Consider the following 15,250-nt stretch of genomic DNA (forward strand, 5'->3'; position numbering starts at 1 on the left):
TCGTCGATCAGAAAAGACGTGACGAACAGCGGCCGCAGCAGCGCCTGATAGGGCTGGAACGATTCGGCAAAGGCCGGTTCGGTGGTGATGCGCAGATAACTGTTATAGGCCGGCGGCAACTTGGCGCGATGTGGCATGCCCTCGATGAAGCTGCTGTCGGTCAGCTTGACCGGCTGCATCACCAGATGGGTCGCCATCGGGAAATAGCCGTAGATGCGTTCATCCACCGCGATGGCGGGATGGCGCGAGGCCACCACATCGGCAAAGCCCCAGACTGGGATGATACCCCAGCCGTCATCCTGGCCGGAGAAGAATCCCCAGTAGGACATCTTATCACCCAGCTCGGCATAGGTGATGTTGTTGGCGGTGAAGGCGAAACTGTCGATCTTGACCAGCACCTGGTCGGGCTGCAGGTCGTCGGCATGCAAGGTGAAGTCGGTGAAACGGACCTGGGTCAGGTCGTCCTTGCGCACGGCGAATTGCGTGGCGGCGAGATCGGATTTGGCGGTGGCAGTGAGAATTTGCGACATTGGAGCCTCCCCATGGAGCTTGGGCGGTTTCTAGTTTTATAGCTGCTCGTGTGGCGTCAGCCTTTAATCTAGGGCGCCGATCATGTCCCTGATGTGACAAGCATCGGACAAAAATCCACGGATAATCGCGGGCAAATTGGAACTATTCGGCGGGCTGCCTGACGTCATCCTTATGGCCGGCATCGTCAGGCCGCGCACTGGCCAGCTTGCGGCTGGCCCAGACGCCAAGGTCATCCAGATAGGTGAAGATCACCGGCGTGACCACCAGGGTCAGCAGGGTGGAGGAAATCAGGCCGCCAATCACCGCATGGGCCATGCCGGCGGTCTGCTTGGCGCCTTCGCCGATCGCCATCGCCAGCGGCAACATGCCGAAGATCATCGCCAGCGTAGTCATCAAAATCGGGCGCAGGCGGATTTCGCCGGCTTCCAGGATGGCATCGGCACGCGACATGCCCTCGCGGCGAGCGTGATTGACGAAATCGATCAGCAGGATGGCGTTCTTGGTGACCAGGCCCATCAGCATGATGAAACCGATGACGGCAAACATGCTGAAGGTGGAACCCCAGGCCCAGAGGCCGACCACCACGCCGAACAGCGACAACGGCAGCGAGGCCATAATGGCAATCGGCTGCAGGAAGCTGGCGAATTGCGAGGCAAGGATCAGGTAGATGAAGATGATCGCCAGCAGCAGTGCGGCGGCGGCATAGCCGGCCGACTCTTTCATGTCTTTCGATGCACCACCGAACCAGAAGCGGTAGCCGGGCGGTAGGGTCATCTCTTCCAGCTTGGCCTGGATGGCACGGCTGACCTCGCCGACCGGGCGGCCATCGGTGGTGGCGGTCAGCAGCACTTCGCGGGCCAGGTCGCGGCGGTTGATCTGGGTCGAACCGGTGGAAGGCTGGATGGCAACCACCTGCGACAGCGCCACCATCTTCGGATTGCCATCGGCATTCATCTGGCTGGACGCGACATAGATGCGGGCGAGATCGGGCATGCCGGTGCGGTCGTCGCGCGGCAGGCGCACGAAGACGCTGTAATCTTCCGAATCCGGCGCTTTCCAGGTGCCGGCTTCCTCACCGGCCAGCAGCGGGCGCAGGGTATTGGCAATCGCCGTGGTGCTGACGCCGAGATCGGCGGCCAGCTGGCGGTCGACATCCAGCGCCACGGTCGGCTTGTTGGCCTTCAGGCTGGATTCCAGATCGGACACGCCGGGTACGGTGCGCATGATCTCCATGGCCTGCTGGGTCAGCTTGTCCAGCGTGGCGAGATCCTGGCCCTTCAGCGCGATCATGATCGGCTTGTTGAGGCCGCCACCCAGATTGGCCTGGCCGATGTTGATATTGTCGATACCGGCGATGCGGCCGAGCCGCTCGCGGAACTGCACCGCCATCTGCTGCGGTGATTTCTTGCGCTGGTCGATCGGCACGAAGCGCACATAGAGCGTGCCGACATTGCGGCGCGCAAACGAGCCGGCATTGATCCAGGCGAAGGAATAGTCCACCTCGGGGAATTCCTTCAGGGCATCCTGCACCTGGCGGATCTTGGCTTCGGTATAGTCGATGGCCGAACCGGAGGGCGCGGTGATCTCGACCAGGATTTCCGACAGATCGGGTTCGGGCAGGAATTCGGTGCCGATGGCGCCGGACCGCAGGATGCCGATGGTGCCGATGAAACTGAATACTGCCAGCAGCAGTACCAGCCAGCGGAAGCGCAGGCTCCAGCTCAGGATTCGGCGATAGACGCGACCGAGCCATTCCATGCCCTTGTCGACCAGGCCGACAACGCGGCCGATGAGCCCGCGCTTGGCATTGGGCTGGCTGTCGGGGTCGTGCCACACGCTGGACAGCATGGGATCGAGCGTGAAGCTGACGAACAGCGAGATCAGCACCGCGACGGTGACGGTGATACCGAACTGCAGGAAGAAGCGCCCGATGATGCCGCCCATGAAGGCGACCGGCAGGAAGACCGCGACGATGCAGAAGGTGGTGGCGAGTACCGCGAGACCGATCTCGTTGGTGCCGTCCAGCGATGCCTGGCGATGGCTTTTGCCCATGGCGACATGACGCGTGATGTTTTCACGCACCACGATGGCGTCGTCGATCAGGATGCCGATGGCGAGTGACAGCGCCATCAGAGTCAGCTTGTTCAGCGTGAAGCCGGCGGCATAGACCGCGGCCAGGGTGCCGATCACGGCAATCGGCAGGGTCAGGCCGGTGATCACCGTGCTGCGCCAGGAATTCAGGAACAGGAAGACGATCAGGACGGTGAGGATGGCGCCCTCGATCAGGGTGCGCTGGACGCCGTTGACCGAGGAGAGAATGGCGCGGCTGTCGTCGCGCATGAACTGCAGCGAAATATCGGATGGCAGGTCGGGCTGCAGATCCTTGATCGCCTGCTTGAGTCCGGTGATGACCTCCAGCGTGTTGGAGCCCTGCACCTTGACGAAGCTGATTGCCAGCTGGCGGTCGCCATTGAACAGCGCGACGGCTTCCTTTTCTTCCGAGCCGTCTTCCACCGTGGCGATATCACCGACCGTGACCGAGGTGTTGCCGCGGCGCGCCAGCACCAGCTCTGCCAGTCGGCGCGGATCGGTGACGCGGCCTTCGATCTGCACGACGAACTCGGTCTGCGGGCGGGTCAGGGTGCCGAGCGGAATCTGCTGGTTCTCGGCCTTCAGCACGGCGACGAGCTGGTCCATGCCGACACCATAGGCCTGCATCTTTTCCGGATTGGGCAGGATGTTGATGCGGCGCTTGAGGCCGCCGACGATATAGGCTTGGCCGACGCCGCGCACGGTCTGCAGGCGCTTGAGGATCACCTGGTCGGCCAGCGTGGTCAGTTCGCGCAGGTCGCGGCGCTCGCTGCGCACGGTGATCGAGGCGACCGGCTGGTTGTCGGGTGAAAAGCGGGTGATTTCCGGGGTCTTGATCTCGTCGCGGAAGCGCGGCGTCACCTGGGCGATCTTCTCGCGAACGTCCTGCACGGCGGCCACGGCGCTGACGGTCAACTCGAATTCGATGATGACCGTGGAGCGGCCCTCCAGCGAGCGCGAGGTCAGTGTGCGCACGCCGCTGATGGTGTTGACCGCATCCTCGACCGGGCGGGTGACTTCGCTTTCAACGCTTTCCGGCGTGGCGCCGGGATAGCTGGTACTGACCACCACGATGGGGAATTCGACATCGGGGAACTGTTCGACGCTGAGCTTGAAATAGGCGAACAACCCCACCACCAGCAGGGACAGCATCATCATGGTGGCGAAAACGGGGTTGTTGACGCTGATCCGGGTGAGCCACATGGCGTGCGCTCCTTTACCGGCCGGCGATGCGGGCGGCGAGGCCGTCATTCAGGCGCAGGCCGGGGGTCACCACCACGGTTTCACCGGCCTCCAGACCGCTGGCGATGCCGATGCGGCCTTCGGCGGTACCGGTGATCGCCACGGTCACGGCGCGGCGCTGCACCTGCTTGTCCTTCAGGACATAAACAATAGGCGTGCCGTTTTCCTGGCGCAGCGCTTCCTGCGGGATCGCCACAACCTGTGTTGCTTCGGCCAGCACGGCCTCGCCGCTGCCGAACATGCCGCCGCGCAGCACATGATCGGGATTGGCGAGCAGGATGAAGACCGGGATGGATCGCGAGCCGCTCTGGGCGGTGGGATTGATGCGGTCGATCTGGCCGGTGAAGACGCGGTCGCCAAAGCCTTCGACGCGCAAGCTCACCTTCTGGCCGATTTTCAGCTGCGGCACGTCGCGCGCCGGCACCATGGCTTCCACTTCCATGGTGTCGAGATCGGCGATGACAAACAGCTTGGCATCCACAGCGACACGCTCGCCCGGATTGACCAGGCGGTCGCCGACCAGGCCGTCGATGGGCGCGTAGATGGCGGCATCGCCGAGCGCCTTCCGCGCCATGGTCAGTTGCTGTTCCAGGGCCGCGACATTAGCGCGTGCGGTGCGCCAGGCATTTTCGGCCTCGTCCATCGCAGTCTGCGACTTCACGCCGCGCTGCAGTAGCGTTTCGGCCTTCTCGCGATTGATTTGCGCCAGATTGAGCGCGGAACGGGCGCTGTCGAGATTGCTCTGCTTTTCGCGCAGCTTGGCGGCGACATCGGCAGTATCGAGCCGGGCCAGCAACTGGCCTTTTTTCACGCGCTCGCCGCGCCGCACGGTGATCTCGGTAACCACGGCAGCAACCTCGGCACGGATCATGCTCTGGTTCAGCGGCTGCAGGCCGCCGCTGAACCGCACCACCTGGCGCAGATCGGTGCGGATCGCCGGTGTCAGGTCGGCGGGAGAGAATTCGATGCCCTCGAAGCGGGCGGGGGCAGCCGCCGCGGCCGGCGATGCCGCCTGGCGGCCTTTCAGCACGACCAGCCCGCCGCCAACCAGGATGGCCAGCCCGAGCACGCCCAAACCGATCTTCACAACGCGTTTCATCTGTCTTCCCCCAGGCCCGCCGGTTTTGCCTTACGCGGGTGCCTATCCTGTCGCTGCCGTGTATATAGACACGCACAAATACCGTCCATCCTGCGATGGTTACCTTTAGGTAACTTGTGATTTTCATCACAGGACTCCAAGCGAGGTACAGCTTGCCGGCGATTTTCACCATCGGGCATTCCAGCCATCCGGCCGAAACCTTTCTGGCCCTGCTGCGCCGGCATGGCATCGGACTGCTGGCCGATGTGCGCTCGGCACCCGCCTCGCGCTTTGCCCCGCAGTTCAACCGCGCCGCCCTGGAGCAGAGCCTGCGGGCGGGCGGCATCAGCTATCGCTGGCTGGGGCAGGCGCTGGGCGGCAAGCCGCGGGCGCCGGAGCCGGTCTTTGCTGACGCCATCGCCGAGCTGCTGGTGCTGGCCGAGACGACCCCGACAGCGATCATGTGTGCCGAACGCGATCCGCTGCAGTGCCATCGCACCCATCTGGTCACGCCAGCACTGCTGAAAAATGGCGCAACGGTGATGCATATCCTCGCCGATGGTGCAGTGCTGCCCAATGACGCGCTGCAGCAATCGCCGAAACAACAGGATCTGTTCGGCTGATCTTTGCTTGACGCGGCAGGGACGTATACGCAGACTTTGCCTCCATAAAAACACCAACGGGAGGACGTCATGCGGTATCGCAACATCGCTACAATCGGAATTCTTGCGGCCAGTGTCGCGGCTTTGGCCGGTACGGATGTGCAGGCGCAGACCTACAAGCTGATGACCGGTCCGCAGGGCGGCGTCTGGGTGCCGCTGGGCGGCACCATGAAGGCGATGTTCGAAAAGGCCGTGCCAGGCATAACGATCCAGACCCTGCCGGGCGCCGGTATCGCCAATGTGAAGGGCGTCGAGGAAAACAAGACCGACTTCGGTTTCGGCAACTCGATCTCCACGGTCGATGCCGTGAACGGCAATCCGCCGTTTGAGAAAAAGACTGCCAATGTCTGTCAGGTCGCCAATCTCTATCCGCAGTATTTCCAGGTGGTGGTGACCGGCGATTCCAAGATCGAAAAGATCGCCGACCTGAAGGGCAAGGCGATTGCCGTGCAGACCAAGGGCAATACCGCGGAGGCGATCTCGGCGGATATCCTCAAAGCGCACGGCATGTCCTACAGCGACATGAGCAAGGTCAACTTCATGGCCTCCTACAATGACGCTGCCGCCCTGCTGCAGGATGGCCATGCCCAGGTCTTCACGCTTGGCACCACGATCCCGGCCTCCTCGGTGATGGATCTGGCCTCCTCGCGCGGCGTGCGCCTGATCCCGGCCGATGATGCGGCGGTTGCGGCGATGAAGAAGATCAATGCCGGCTATGTGAAGGGCGTGGTGCCGGCCGGTACCTATCCGAAGCAGGACAAGGATGTGCCGGTGATCGCCTATTCGGCGCATTTCATCGCGTCGTGCAAGCTGCCGGAAGCGCAGGTCTATGCCATCACCAAGGCGATGGCGACCCAGATGGCCGATATGGCCGCCGTGAACAAGGCGATGGCCAAGGTGACGGCGAAGGATATGGCCGAGGATATCGGCGTGCCGTTCCATCCGGGTGCCGCGAAATACTACCGCGAAGTCGGCGCCCTGAAGTAATCGATTGAGGCGACTGACCGGCGTCGCGCCTTCATTATAAGGGCGACGCCGGTAATTTTTTTGGTGCTGGTCGGGGGAAATCATGGATAAGAGTCTGCTGGCCCGCGTGGCGGCGCCGATTGGCGTGACGATGGCGCTGTACCATATGTGGGTCATCGCCATGGGTCCGCCGCAGGCGCTGATTTTCCGTGGCACCCATCTGGCCTTCGCCCTGGTGCTGGTTTACCTGCTCTATCCCTTTGCCGAGACCAAGGACGGTCATCGCCGGTTCGCCTGGCTCGATGCCCTTCTGTTCGCCGGGGCTGCGCTTGGCCTGGGTCACCTGTTCATCGACTACGATTACTTCATCAACCGCATCATCTATATCGACGACCTCAAGCCGCTCGACATCGTTGCCGGCCTTGGCCTAGTGATCGTGGTGCTGGACGCGACGCGGCGCGTGATCGGCTGGGCCCTGCCGATCACCGCGCTGCTGTTCATGGCGCATGCTCTGTTCGTCACCAGAGTCGATCCGCTCACCCTGTTGGATCAGCTCTACATGACCACCGAAGGCATCTTCGGCTCGACGCTGGCGGTCTCGGCGGCTTATGTCACCATTTTCGTGGTGTTCGGCTCGGTGATGGAGCGCACCGGCACCGGCAAGCTGTTCATGGATTTCGCCCTGGCCCTCACGGGCCGCCAGGCCGGCGGGCCGGGCAAGGTCTCGGTGGTGTCGTCCTCGCTGTTCGGCACCATCTCGGGCTCGGCCGTGGCCAATGTGATGGTCGACGGACCGATCACCATTCCGCTGATGAAGCGCACCGGCTTCACCAAGCATTTCGCCGCCGGCGTGGAAGCGGTCGCCTCCACCGGCGGCCAGATCATGCCGCCGATCATGGGTGCAGCCGCCTTCGTGATGGCCGAGTTCTTGGCGGTGAGCTATTTCCAGGTCACCGTCTGGGCGCTGATCCCCAGCATCCTCTATTACATCGCCTGTTTCGGCGCAGTGCATTTCGAGGCCAAGCGTCAGGGCCTGGTCGGCCTGCCGGCCCATGAGGTGCCGCGCCTGTTCACCGTGATCCGCGAGCGCGGTCATCTTTTTATTCCGATCGCCATCATCCTGGGCGGCATGATGGCGGGCTATTCGGCGCCATATTGCGCTCTGGCCGGCACGCTGGCCTGTTTCCCAGTGGCGATGCTGCGCGCCTCGACACGGCAGGAACTGCGCTGGAGCCTGATTCCGGAAGCCCTCGAAGATGGCGCGCGCAATACGCTCGCCGTGGCGCTGGCCTGTGCCTGCGCCGGCCTGGTGATCGGCTCGATCACGCTCACCGGACTGGGCATCAGCTTCACCAACTGGATCATCGGCCTGTCGCAGAACAGCCTGCTGCTGGCATTGGTGCTCACTGCTGTGGCGGGCATCATCCTCGGCATGGGCATGCCGACCACGCCGGCCTATATCGTCATGGTATCGCTGATGGTGCCCGCGATCATGAAGCTGGGCGTGATCGAGCCGGCGGCGCATATGTTCGCCTTCTACTTCGCCATCCTGTCGGCGATCACGCCACCGGTGGCGCTGGCGGTCTATGCCGCGGCCAGCCTGGCCAAGGCCGATCTATGGAAGGCGGGATGGGCCGCAGTGAAGATCGGCGCCGCCGGCTTCATCGTGCCTTTCATGTTTGTGTTCCAGCCCGCCCTGCTGATGATCGGCGACTGGCCGGACATCATCCATGCTACGGTTTCGGCCTGTATCGGCATCGCCATGCTGGCGGCCGGCCTGCACGGTTTCTTCCGCATGCATCTGCGGCATTATGAACGTGCCATGCTGATTGCCGGCGCGCTGGCGATGACGCTGGTGCCGGGCTGGATCGGCGACGCGGCCGGCATCACGTTGCTGGTTCTGGTGCTGGTCGGGCAGAAGCTGCTGCCCAACACTGCCCTGCCGGCGAAGGGATAGGATCTGGCCTCTTAGGGCCAGACCACCTTGCCGGGGTTCAGGATGTTGTCGGGGTCGAAGGCGCGCTTGATCTTGCGCATCATCTCGATTTCGACCGGCGATTTGTAATGCACGATCTCGTCGATCTTCATGCGGCCGACGCCATGTTCGGCCGAGATCGAACCCTGCATGCCCTGGACGATGTCATGCACGATGGTGTGCACGGCATCCCAATGCTTCAGGTATTCCAGCCGGTCCCAGCCGACCGGCTGGGATGCGTTGAAATGCACATTGCCGTCACCGATATGGCCGAAGGCGACGACGCGGATGCCGGGCAGATAGGCCTCCACCGCCTTTGAGGCGATATCGATGAAATCGGCCATTTTCGACACCGGCACCGAGATATCGCATTTGATCGAGCCGCCCTCGGGCTTCTGCGAGCTGGACAGCAGCTCGCGCAGCTTCCAGAAGGCGGCGCGCTGGGTATCGGACTGCGCGATGGCCGCATCCAGCACCAGGCCCTTCTCGAAGCCATCTGCCAGCACGCCCTCCATGGTCTCGCCGATATTGCCGTCATCGCGGCCGGACGAGAATTCCATCAGCACATACCAGGGATGCCGCTCGGACACCGGGTCGGTTGTACCGGGATTGTGCTTGAGGGCGAAATCGAGCGACAGCCGTGAGATCAGCTCGAAGCCGGTGACCTGACCGCCGGTGGCGGCTTTCGATAGCGCCAGCAGCTCGATGGCGGCTGACGGGCTCGGCACCGCAGTAAAGGCGGTCGCCATCGCCTTGGGCAGCGGATGCAGCTTCATCACCGCCGCCGTGATGATACCCAGCGTGCCCTCACCGCCGATGAACAGGTCTTTCAGATCGTAGCCGGTATTGTCCTTGCGCAGGCCGCGCATGCCGTTCCAGATCTGGCCATCGGCCAGTACCACTTCCAGGCCCAGCGCCAGCTCGCGCGTGTTGCCATAGCGCAGCACGGCATTGCCGCCGGCATTGGTGGAGAGATTGCCGCCAATGGTGCAACTGCCTTCCGAGCCGATGGAGAGCGGGAACAGGCGATCCGCCTCGCGGGCAGCCTGCTGCACCTGCTGCAGGATACAGCCGGCTTCCACGGTGATCGTATCATTCAGCGGGTCGATGGCGAGGATCCTGTTCATGCGCTGCAGCGACAGGATGATCTCGTCATTGCTCATGAAGGGAATGTTACCGCCGACCAGGCCGGTATTGCCGCCCTGTGGCACCAGCTTGGTTCTGGTTTCGCGTGCCAGCTTCACGATGGCGGCGACTTCCGCGGTATTGGCCGGACGCAGCAGCATCGGCGAACAGCCGACATAGAGGTCGCGCTGCTCGCGGAAATGCGGTGCCAGCACATCGGGATCGGTGACCCAGCCCTTGGGGCCGACCAGATCCTTGAAACGGTCGAGCAGGGCAGCGGAAAGCGGTGTCGAGAGCGGTGCGTTCATGGCAGTGATTTTAGCCTTCTTGCGGCTAACGTCCACGGGCTGCGCGGACCAATCTGTCATTGATGGCCAGGCCAAGGCCCTGCTGTGGAATCGGCATCACGGCGATGCCATCCAGGCCTGCGACGTGATCCAGCGCATGCAGGCCGGCATAGAGCCGGGCGGCGGCTTCGGCCAGATCGCCGCGTTCACTGAGCGGAAAGACGGTGGCGAAGCCGGGCAGGGGCTTGCCGAAACTGAGCAGGCCTTCCTTGCCCTGGGCGGCCGCAGCATTCAGCCGCACGGGCAGGCGCGGGGCATAATGTTTCAGCAGCATGCCGGGCGATTGCAGTGTCTGGTCGGTGGGCTGCACCAGTGTTTCACCCAGCACGGCCTCGATGTCTTCGGCCGCGATGCCGCCGGGCCGCAGCAGCGTGGCGGCATCGCCGGTCAGCCCGACCACGGTGGATTCCAGGCCAACGCTGCAGGGGCCGCCATCGAGCACGGCGATCTCTGTCCCCAGACTGTCGCGCACATGCTGCGCCGTGGTGGGCGAGACATGGCCGGAGCGATTGGCGGACGGTGCGGCGACCGGGCGGCCGATGCGGGCCAGCAGCTCGCGCGCCAGCGGATGGGCCGGCATACGCAAGGCCAGCGAGGGCAGGCCGGCCGAAACCGCCGACGCCACCGGGCAATCGGCACGGCGCGGCAGCACCAGGGTCAGCGCACCGGGCCAGAAGGCGGCAATCAGCCGGCGGGCGCGATCATCCAGCACCACCAGCGCATCCAGCTGGGCCGGATCGGCGACATGGCAGATCAGCGGATTGAAATCGGGCCGGCCCTTGGCGGCGAAGATTCCGGCCACCGCAGCCGCATTGGTGGCATCGGCGGCGAGGCCGTAGACGGTCTCGGTGGGGATGGCCACCACCTCGCCACGGCGCAGTCGGTCGGCGGCCTCTGAAATCGTTACGTCAACCATGCCACGTCCTGTTCATGGCGAGTTTTAGCCTGCGGGCCTTGGCCTTGCTAGCCATCCCGGACCATATTATCCCTGCGCCTACAGAACAGCAGTGGTCAGGGAGACCGAGATGGACTACGTCGCCCCCGTCAAAGACATGCGTTTCACGCTCGAGCATATCGCCGGGCTGGCCGATCTGGCCCAGCTGCCGGGTCTGGAAAATGCCGAAGCCGAAACCGTGGTCGCCGTGCTGGAAGAGTCGGCCAAATTTGCCGCCGGCGTGCTGTCTCCGCTCAATCGTGGCGGCGACAAGGAAGGCGCCAAGGCCGAGAATGGCGTGGTGCGCACCGCGCCCGGTTTTGTCGATGCCTACAAGAAATTCGTCGCCGGCGGCTGGAACGGCATGCCCTTCCCCGAGGCGCTGGGCGGCGGTGCGATGCCCTGGGCTGTCACCATGGCGGCGCAGGAAATGGTGCAGGCAGCCAACCTGTCGTTTTCACTCTGCCCGCTGCTGACCCAGGGCGCCATCGACGCGATTATGGCACATGGCACCGACGAGCAGAGGGCGATGTACCTGCCCAAGATGGTGTCGGGCGAATGGACCGGCTCGATGAACCTGACCGAGCCGCAGGCCGGTTCCGATGTCGGCGCGCTGAAGTCCAAGGCCGTGCCGGCGGGTGACGGCACCTACCGCATCAGCGGCAGCAAGATCTTCATCACCTATGGCGAACACGACATGGCGGATAACATCATCCACCTGGTGCTCGCCCGCCTGCCCGACGCCCCGCCGGGCACCAAGGGTATTTCGCTGTTCATCGTGCCCAAGGTGCTGGTCAACAAGGATGGAAGCCCGGGCAAGCGCAACGATCTGCGCGTGGTGTCGCTGGAGCACAAGCTCGGCATCCATGCCAGCCCGACCTGCGTGATGAGCTACGGCGACAACGGCGACTGCGTCGGCTATCTGCTCGGCGCCGAGAACCAGGGCATGCGCTGCATGTTCACCATGATGAATAACGCGCGCCTCAGTGTCGGCTGCCAGGGCCTGGCGATTGCCGAGCGCGCCTACCAGCAGGCGCTGGGCTATGCCGAACAGCGCAAGCAGGGCCGCCATCCGGGCATGAATGCCGAACAGCATGTGGCGATCATCGAACATGCCGATGTGCGGCGCACGCTGATGCTGATGCGCAGCCTGACGGAAGCCTGCCGCGGCCTGATCTACCTGAATGCCGCATCCATCGACCGGGCGCATCACCATCCCGATGAAACCGAACGCAAGGACGCCAAGGCATTGGTTGAGTTGCTGACGCCGCTGTCAAAATCCTGGGCCACTGATATCGGCTGCGAAGTGGCATCCATGGGTGTGCAGATCCATGGCGGCATGGGCTTCATCGAGGAAACCGGCGCGGCCCAGCATTACCGCGATGCGCGCATTCTGCCGATCTATGAAGGCACCAACGGCATCCAGGCCATCGATCTGGTGACGCGCAAGCTGCCGCTGAATGGCGGCGAGACGGTGAAGGCCCTGTTCGCGCAGATCGCCGCAACCGCGGCGGAAGCGGCGAAAGCTGGCGACAGCTTCACCGGCATTCATGCCAATCTGGATGGCGCACTGAAGTCGCTGGGCAAGGCCAGCCAGTGGATCGGCGGCCAGCTGGCGAAAAATCCGGACGCCGCGCTGGCCGGTGCGACGCCCTATCTGCGGGCGTTCGCCACCACGGTTGGCGGCTGGCTGCTGGCGCGTCAGGCGCTGGCGGCAAAAGCCGAGATCGCGGGCGGCGCCACCGATCCGTATTTCACTGCCAAGATCGTGGCGGCCCGGCTGTTTGCCGACCAGGTGCTCACCAGCGTGGATGGCCTGTGCCGGTCTGCCACCGAGGGCAGTGCCAGCCTGGCGGATGTGACGCCCGACCTGCTGCGGGCCTGAGAAACCGGGATATCAAACCGGCATTGACGTAACGTCAGTGCTGGACTTCCCCTGACTGAGGCTTACCCTTGTCTGACGCTGACGTAAGCGTCAGACTGAGGCCCAATTCGCCTCCATAACAAAAATCAGGATCAGACCCGTGGCCGATGCGCCCGCACCCCAGACTCTGGCATCAGAGTCCAAGACCGTTCCCGGTATCGACGGCACCGCCGTATCGGACCAGGGCAGCCTGACCTATCCGTTTGACGGCAGGCCAGGTGATGCCGAGGTGATGGAGATGCGGCCGGGCGTGCTGTGGCTGCGCATGCCGGTGCCGATCCCGGGCCTGGATTACATCAATCTGTGGCTGATCGAAGAGGCTGAAGGCTGGACGCTGATCGATACCGGCTTCAAGTCATCCAGGCTGCAGAAGATCTGGGACCAGGTGGTTGCCCAGCATCTGAAGGGCAAGCCGATCGCCCGCATTCTGTGCACGCATTTTCATCCCGACCATATCGGGCTGGCCGGCTGGCTGCATGAGAAGTTCAATGCGCCGCTGTGGATGACCTTCGGCGAATGGAGCTTTGGCCGCATGCTCGAACTCGAGCAGATGCCCGATGTGCCGGCCGATGTGATCGCCTTCTATGAACGCCTCGGTTTCGATGTGGCGCAGATCGACGCGCTGAAGGCGCGCGGCTTTGGCAATTTTGCCAAGGCGGTGACGCCGATCCCGCGTGCTTTCCAGCGCATCAAGGAGGGCGACAGCCTGCGCATCGGCGTGCATGACTGGCAGGTGATCGTCGGCAACGGTCATTCGCCCGAGCATGCCTGCCTCTATGCGCCAGCACTGAATCTGCTGATTTCGGGCGACCAGGTGCTGCCGCGTATTTCGCCGCATATCGGCGTTTATCCGGGCGAGCCGGAAGCCCTGCCGCTGACCCAGTATCTCAATTCCTTTGCCAAATTCAGCGCGCTGCCGGGCGATGTGCTGGTGCTCCCGGCCCATGGTGATCCCTTCATCGGCCTGCATCAGCGTATTGGCATGCTGCAGCGTCATCATGCCGTGCGGCTGGAAGCCCTGCTCGATGCCCTGGCGCAGCGGCCGCATACAGTGATCGAGACCCTGCCGTTGCTGTTCCGCCGCGATATCAAGGATCATATGACGCTGGCGGCTGGCGAGGCCCTGGCCCATCTGCATCACCTGATGCATGAAGGCCATGTGGTGCGCCATCGGAATTCGGCGGGAATTTACGAATTCAGCCGCAGTGCCGGCCGCAGCAATGGGGCCGATCTGGCCGCCCAGTAGCGGCCACACAATTACCGCATTTGTCTTGCAGTCTACCCGTGAGCCCGGCGTTACAGCGCCGGGCCTCTGATTTTCTGGCAAGGCCAATATTTCTGGCAAGGCCAACTTTTCTGGCAAGGACAGTGCGCATGAAACCCGTCTCGGCAGTCGCCCTCATCATCGGCTTCGGCCTGCTTGGCCTGGCGGAGCCCGGGTTTGCCCAGGCCTGCCGACAGACCCTGGACATGACGCCGATGGGCGGGCCGAAGATGGTGCAATGCCACGAAGTGAGCGACATGCCGCAGAGCACGATCGATGGCATGTGTCGGCCATCGGGCAATCCGCAGGTGCGCACCGTGCCCGAGCGGCTGGACAAATGCCCGGCCGCCCATGTCGGGATGTGCGCCACCCCGTTGCGCACCATCCAGGCCAATATCCGCCGCATGCAGGGCCTGCCGCCGGACACGGAGAACCAGGTGCCGGAAACCGCCACGGTGAAGGCCTATTTCTATGAGGGCGTCCCGCCCAATGTGGCCGAGCAATGCGCCCGCAGCGGTGGCACCTGGACGGTCGCCAAGGCGCCGGCCGGCAAGGCGCCTGCCAAGAAGTAACCTGCCGCCACGGCAGCTTCCGCCGCCGGCCCTCTCCGCGCTATGATCGCGGAAAGAACCGGGGAGGGACGCATGACCGAGGTGATCAAGACCGGGTCGCTCAAAGGCAAGACGCTATTCATCACGGGTGCCAGCCGTGGCATCGGCCTGGCCATCGGCCTGCGGGCAGCGAAAGACGGCGCCAACATCGTTATCGCCGCCAAGACCACCGAACCGCATCCCAAACTGGCCGGCACGATCTACACCGCCGCCGAAGCAATTGAAAAGGCCGGCGGCAAGGCGTTGCCGCTGGTGGTGGATGTGCGCGACGAGGCGGTGGTGGACGCCGCCGTTGCCCAGGCCGTGGAAGCTTTCGGCGGCATCGACATCCTGGTCAACAATGCCTCGGCCATTTCGCTGACCGGCACGCTGGAAACGCCGATGAAGCGCTATGACCTGATGCACCAGATCAACACGCGCGGCACCTATCTGTGCAGCCAGAAATGCCTGCCGCATCTGATGAAGGCGGAGAATCCGCATATCCTCAACCTGTCGCCGCC

Annotated in this window: 12 protein-coding genes; 7 read left to right on the top strand and 5 right to left on the bottom strand. The window is 63.7% G+C overall.

Going from position 1 to position 15,250, the window contains the following annotated elements:
• From AAG799_RS18570 to AAG799_RS18580, 3 genes are all read right to left on the bottom strand, one after another.
• A partial coding sequence (locus AAG799_RS18570; RefSeq protein WP_341898277.1) for a DUF2855 family protein occupies window positions 1–530 on the bottom strand: 530 nt, incomplete at its 3' end.
• A gap of 142 nt (window positions 531–672) precedes the next feature.
• On the bottom strand, window positions 673–3,825 hold the full coding sequence (locus tag AAG799_RS18575; RefSeq protein WP_341898279.1) for an efflux RND transporter permease subunit: 3,153 nt from the start codon (window positions 3,823–3,825) through the stop codon (window positions 673–675).
• 13 nt (window positions 3,826–3,838) lie between these two features.
• The gene (locus tag AAG799_RS18580; RefSeq protein WP_341898280.1) at window positions 3,839–4,963 is read right to left on the bottom strand and encodes an efflux RND transporter periplasmic adaptor subunit; all 1,125 of its coding nucleotides are present in this window, start codon (window positions 4,961–4,963) and stop codon (window positions 3,839–3,841) included.
• Between the two features lie 152 nt (window positions 4,964–5,115).
• Here AAG799_RS18580 and AAG799_RS18585 point away from each other — a divergent pair, with 152 nt between their 5' ends.
• The 3 genes from AAG799_RS18585 to AAG799_RS18595 all read left to right on the top strand — a co-directional run bounded on the left by AAG799_RS18585 (window position 5,116) and on the right by AAG799_RS18595 (window position 8,527).
• Window positions 5,116–5,565 (top strand): DUF488 domain-containing protein, encoded by a 450-nt coding sequence (locus AAG799_RS18585; RefSeq protein WP_341898281.1) that lies wholly within the window; start codon window positions 5,116–5,118, stop codon window positions 5,563–5,565.
• Between the two features lie 69 nt (window positions 5,566–5,634).
• A complete protein-coding gene (locus AAG799_RS18590) occupies window positions 5,635–6,591 on the top strand; it encodes a TAXI family TRAP transporter solute-binding subunit (RefSeq protein WP_341898283.1) in 957 nt (318 codons plus the stop codon).
• Between the two features lie 82 nt (window positions 6,592–6,673).
• On the top strand, window positions 6,674–8,527 hold the full coding sequence (locus tag AAG799_RS18595; protein ID WP_341898285.1) for a TRAP transporter permease: 1,854 nt from the start codon (window positions 6,674–6,676) through the stop codon (window positions 8,525–8,527).
• 11 nt (window positions 8,528–8,538) lie between these two features.
• On the opposite strand, the gene AAG799_RS18600 is transcribed toward AAG799_RS18595, so the two are convergent.
• A complete protein-coding gene (locus AAG799_RS18600) occupies window positions 8,539–9,978 on the bottom strand; it encodes an FAD-binding oxidoreductase (RefSeq protein ID WP_341898287.1) in 1,440 nt (479 codons plus the stop codon).
• 25 nt (window positions 9,979–10,003) lie between these two features.
• Window positions 10,004–10,933, bottom strand: coding sequence for an L-threonylcarbamoyladenylate synthase (locus AAG799_RS18605; protein WP_341898289.1), 930 nt, complete (start codon window positions 10,931–10,933; stop codon window positions 10,004–10,006).
• 109 nt (window positions 10,934–11,042) lie between these two features.
• Between AAG799_RS18605 and AAG799_RS18610 the strand changes: the two genes are divergently transcribed.
• The 4 genes from AAG799_RS18610 to AAG799_RS18625 all read left to right on the top strand — a co-directional run.
• Entirely contained in the window at window positions 11,043–12,836 is a 1,794-nt protein-coding gene (locus tag AAG799_RS18610; protein ID WP_341898291.1) for an acyl-CoA dehydrogenase, read from the top strand.
• 139 nt (window positions 12,837–12,975) lie between these two features.
• Window positions 12,976–14,121, top strand: a complete 1,146-nt coding sequence (locus AAG799_RS18615; protein WP_341898292.1) for an MBL fold metallo-hydrolase — start codon at window positions 12,976–12,978, stop codon at window positions 14,119–14,121.
• A 128-nt stretch (window positions 14,122–14,249) separates the two neighbouring features.
• A complete protein-coding gene (locus AAG799_RS18620) occupies window positions 14,250–14,711 on the top strand; it encodes a hypothetical protein (RefSeq protein ID WP_341898293.1) in 462 nt (153 codons plus the stop codon).
• Window positions 14,712–14,783: 72 nt separating this feature from the next.
• Window positions 14,784–15,250, top strand: a 467-nt coding sequence (locus tag AAG799_RS18625; protein ID WP_341898294.1) for an SDR family oxidoreductase, incomplete at its 3' end; no start/stop codon positions are given.

Origin of the sequence: Ferrovibrio terrae (genome assembly GCF_943371255.1) — a bacterium.
GTDB classification, from domain to species: Bacteria; Pseudomonadota; Alphaproteobacteria; order Ferrovibrionales; family Ferrovibrionaceae; genus Ferrovibrio; species Ferrovibrio terrae_B.

What these genes read in the sequence shown, in the direction of transcription:
- AAG799_RS18575 (WP_341898279.1), bottom strand. Translation starts at nt 3,825, where the DNA reads ATGTGGCTCACCCGGATCAGCGTCAACAACCCCGTTTTCGCCACCATG.
- AAG799_RS18580 (WP_341898280.1), bottom strand. Translation starts at nt 4,963, where the DNA reads ATGAAACGCGTTGTGAAGATCGGTTTGGGCGTGCTCGGGCTGGCCATC.
- AAG799_RS18590 (WP_341898283.1), top strand. Translation starts at nt 5,635, where the DNA reads ATGCGGTATCGCAACATCGCTACAATCGGAATTCTTGCGGCCAGTGTC.
- AAG799_RS18595 (WP_341898285.1), top strand. Translation starts at nt 6,674, where the DNA reads ATGGATAAGAGTCTGCTGGCCCGCGTGGCGGCGCCGATTGGCGTGACG.
- AAG799_RS18600 (WP_341898287.1), bottom strand. Translation starts at nt 9,978, where the DNA reads ATGAACGCACCGCTCTCGACACCGCTTTCCGCTGCCCTGCTCGACCGT.
- AAG799_RS18605 (WP_341898289.1), bottom strand. Translation starts at nt 10,933, where the DNA reads ATGGTTGACGTAACGATTTCAGAGGCCGCCGACCGACTGCGCCGTGGC.
- AAG799_RS18610 (WP_341898291.1), top strand. Translation starts at nt 11,043, where the DNA reads ATGGACTACGTCGCCCCCGTCAAAGACATGCGTTTCACGCTCGAGCAT.
- AAG799_RS18620 (WP_341898293.1), top strand. Translation starts at nt 14,250, where the DNA reads ATGAAACCCGTCTCGGCAGTCGCCCTCATCATCGGCTTCGGCCTGCTT.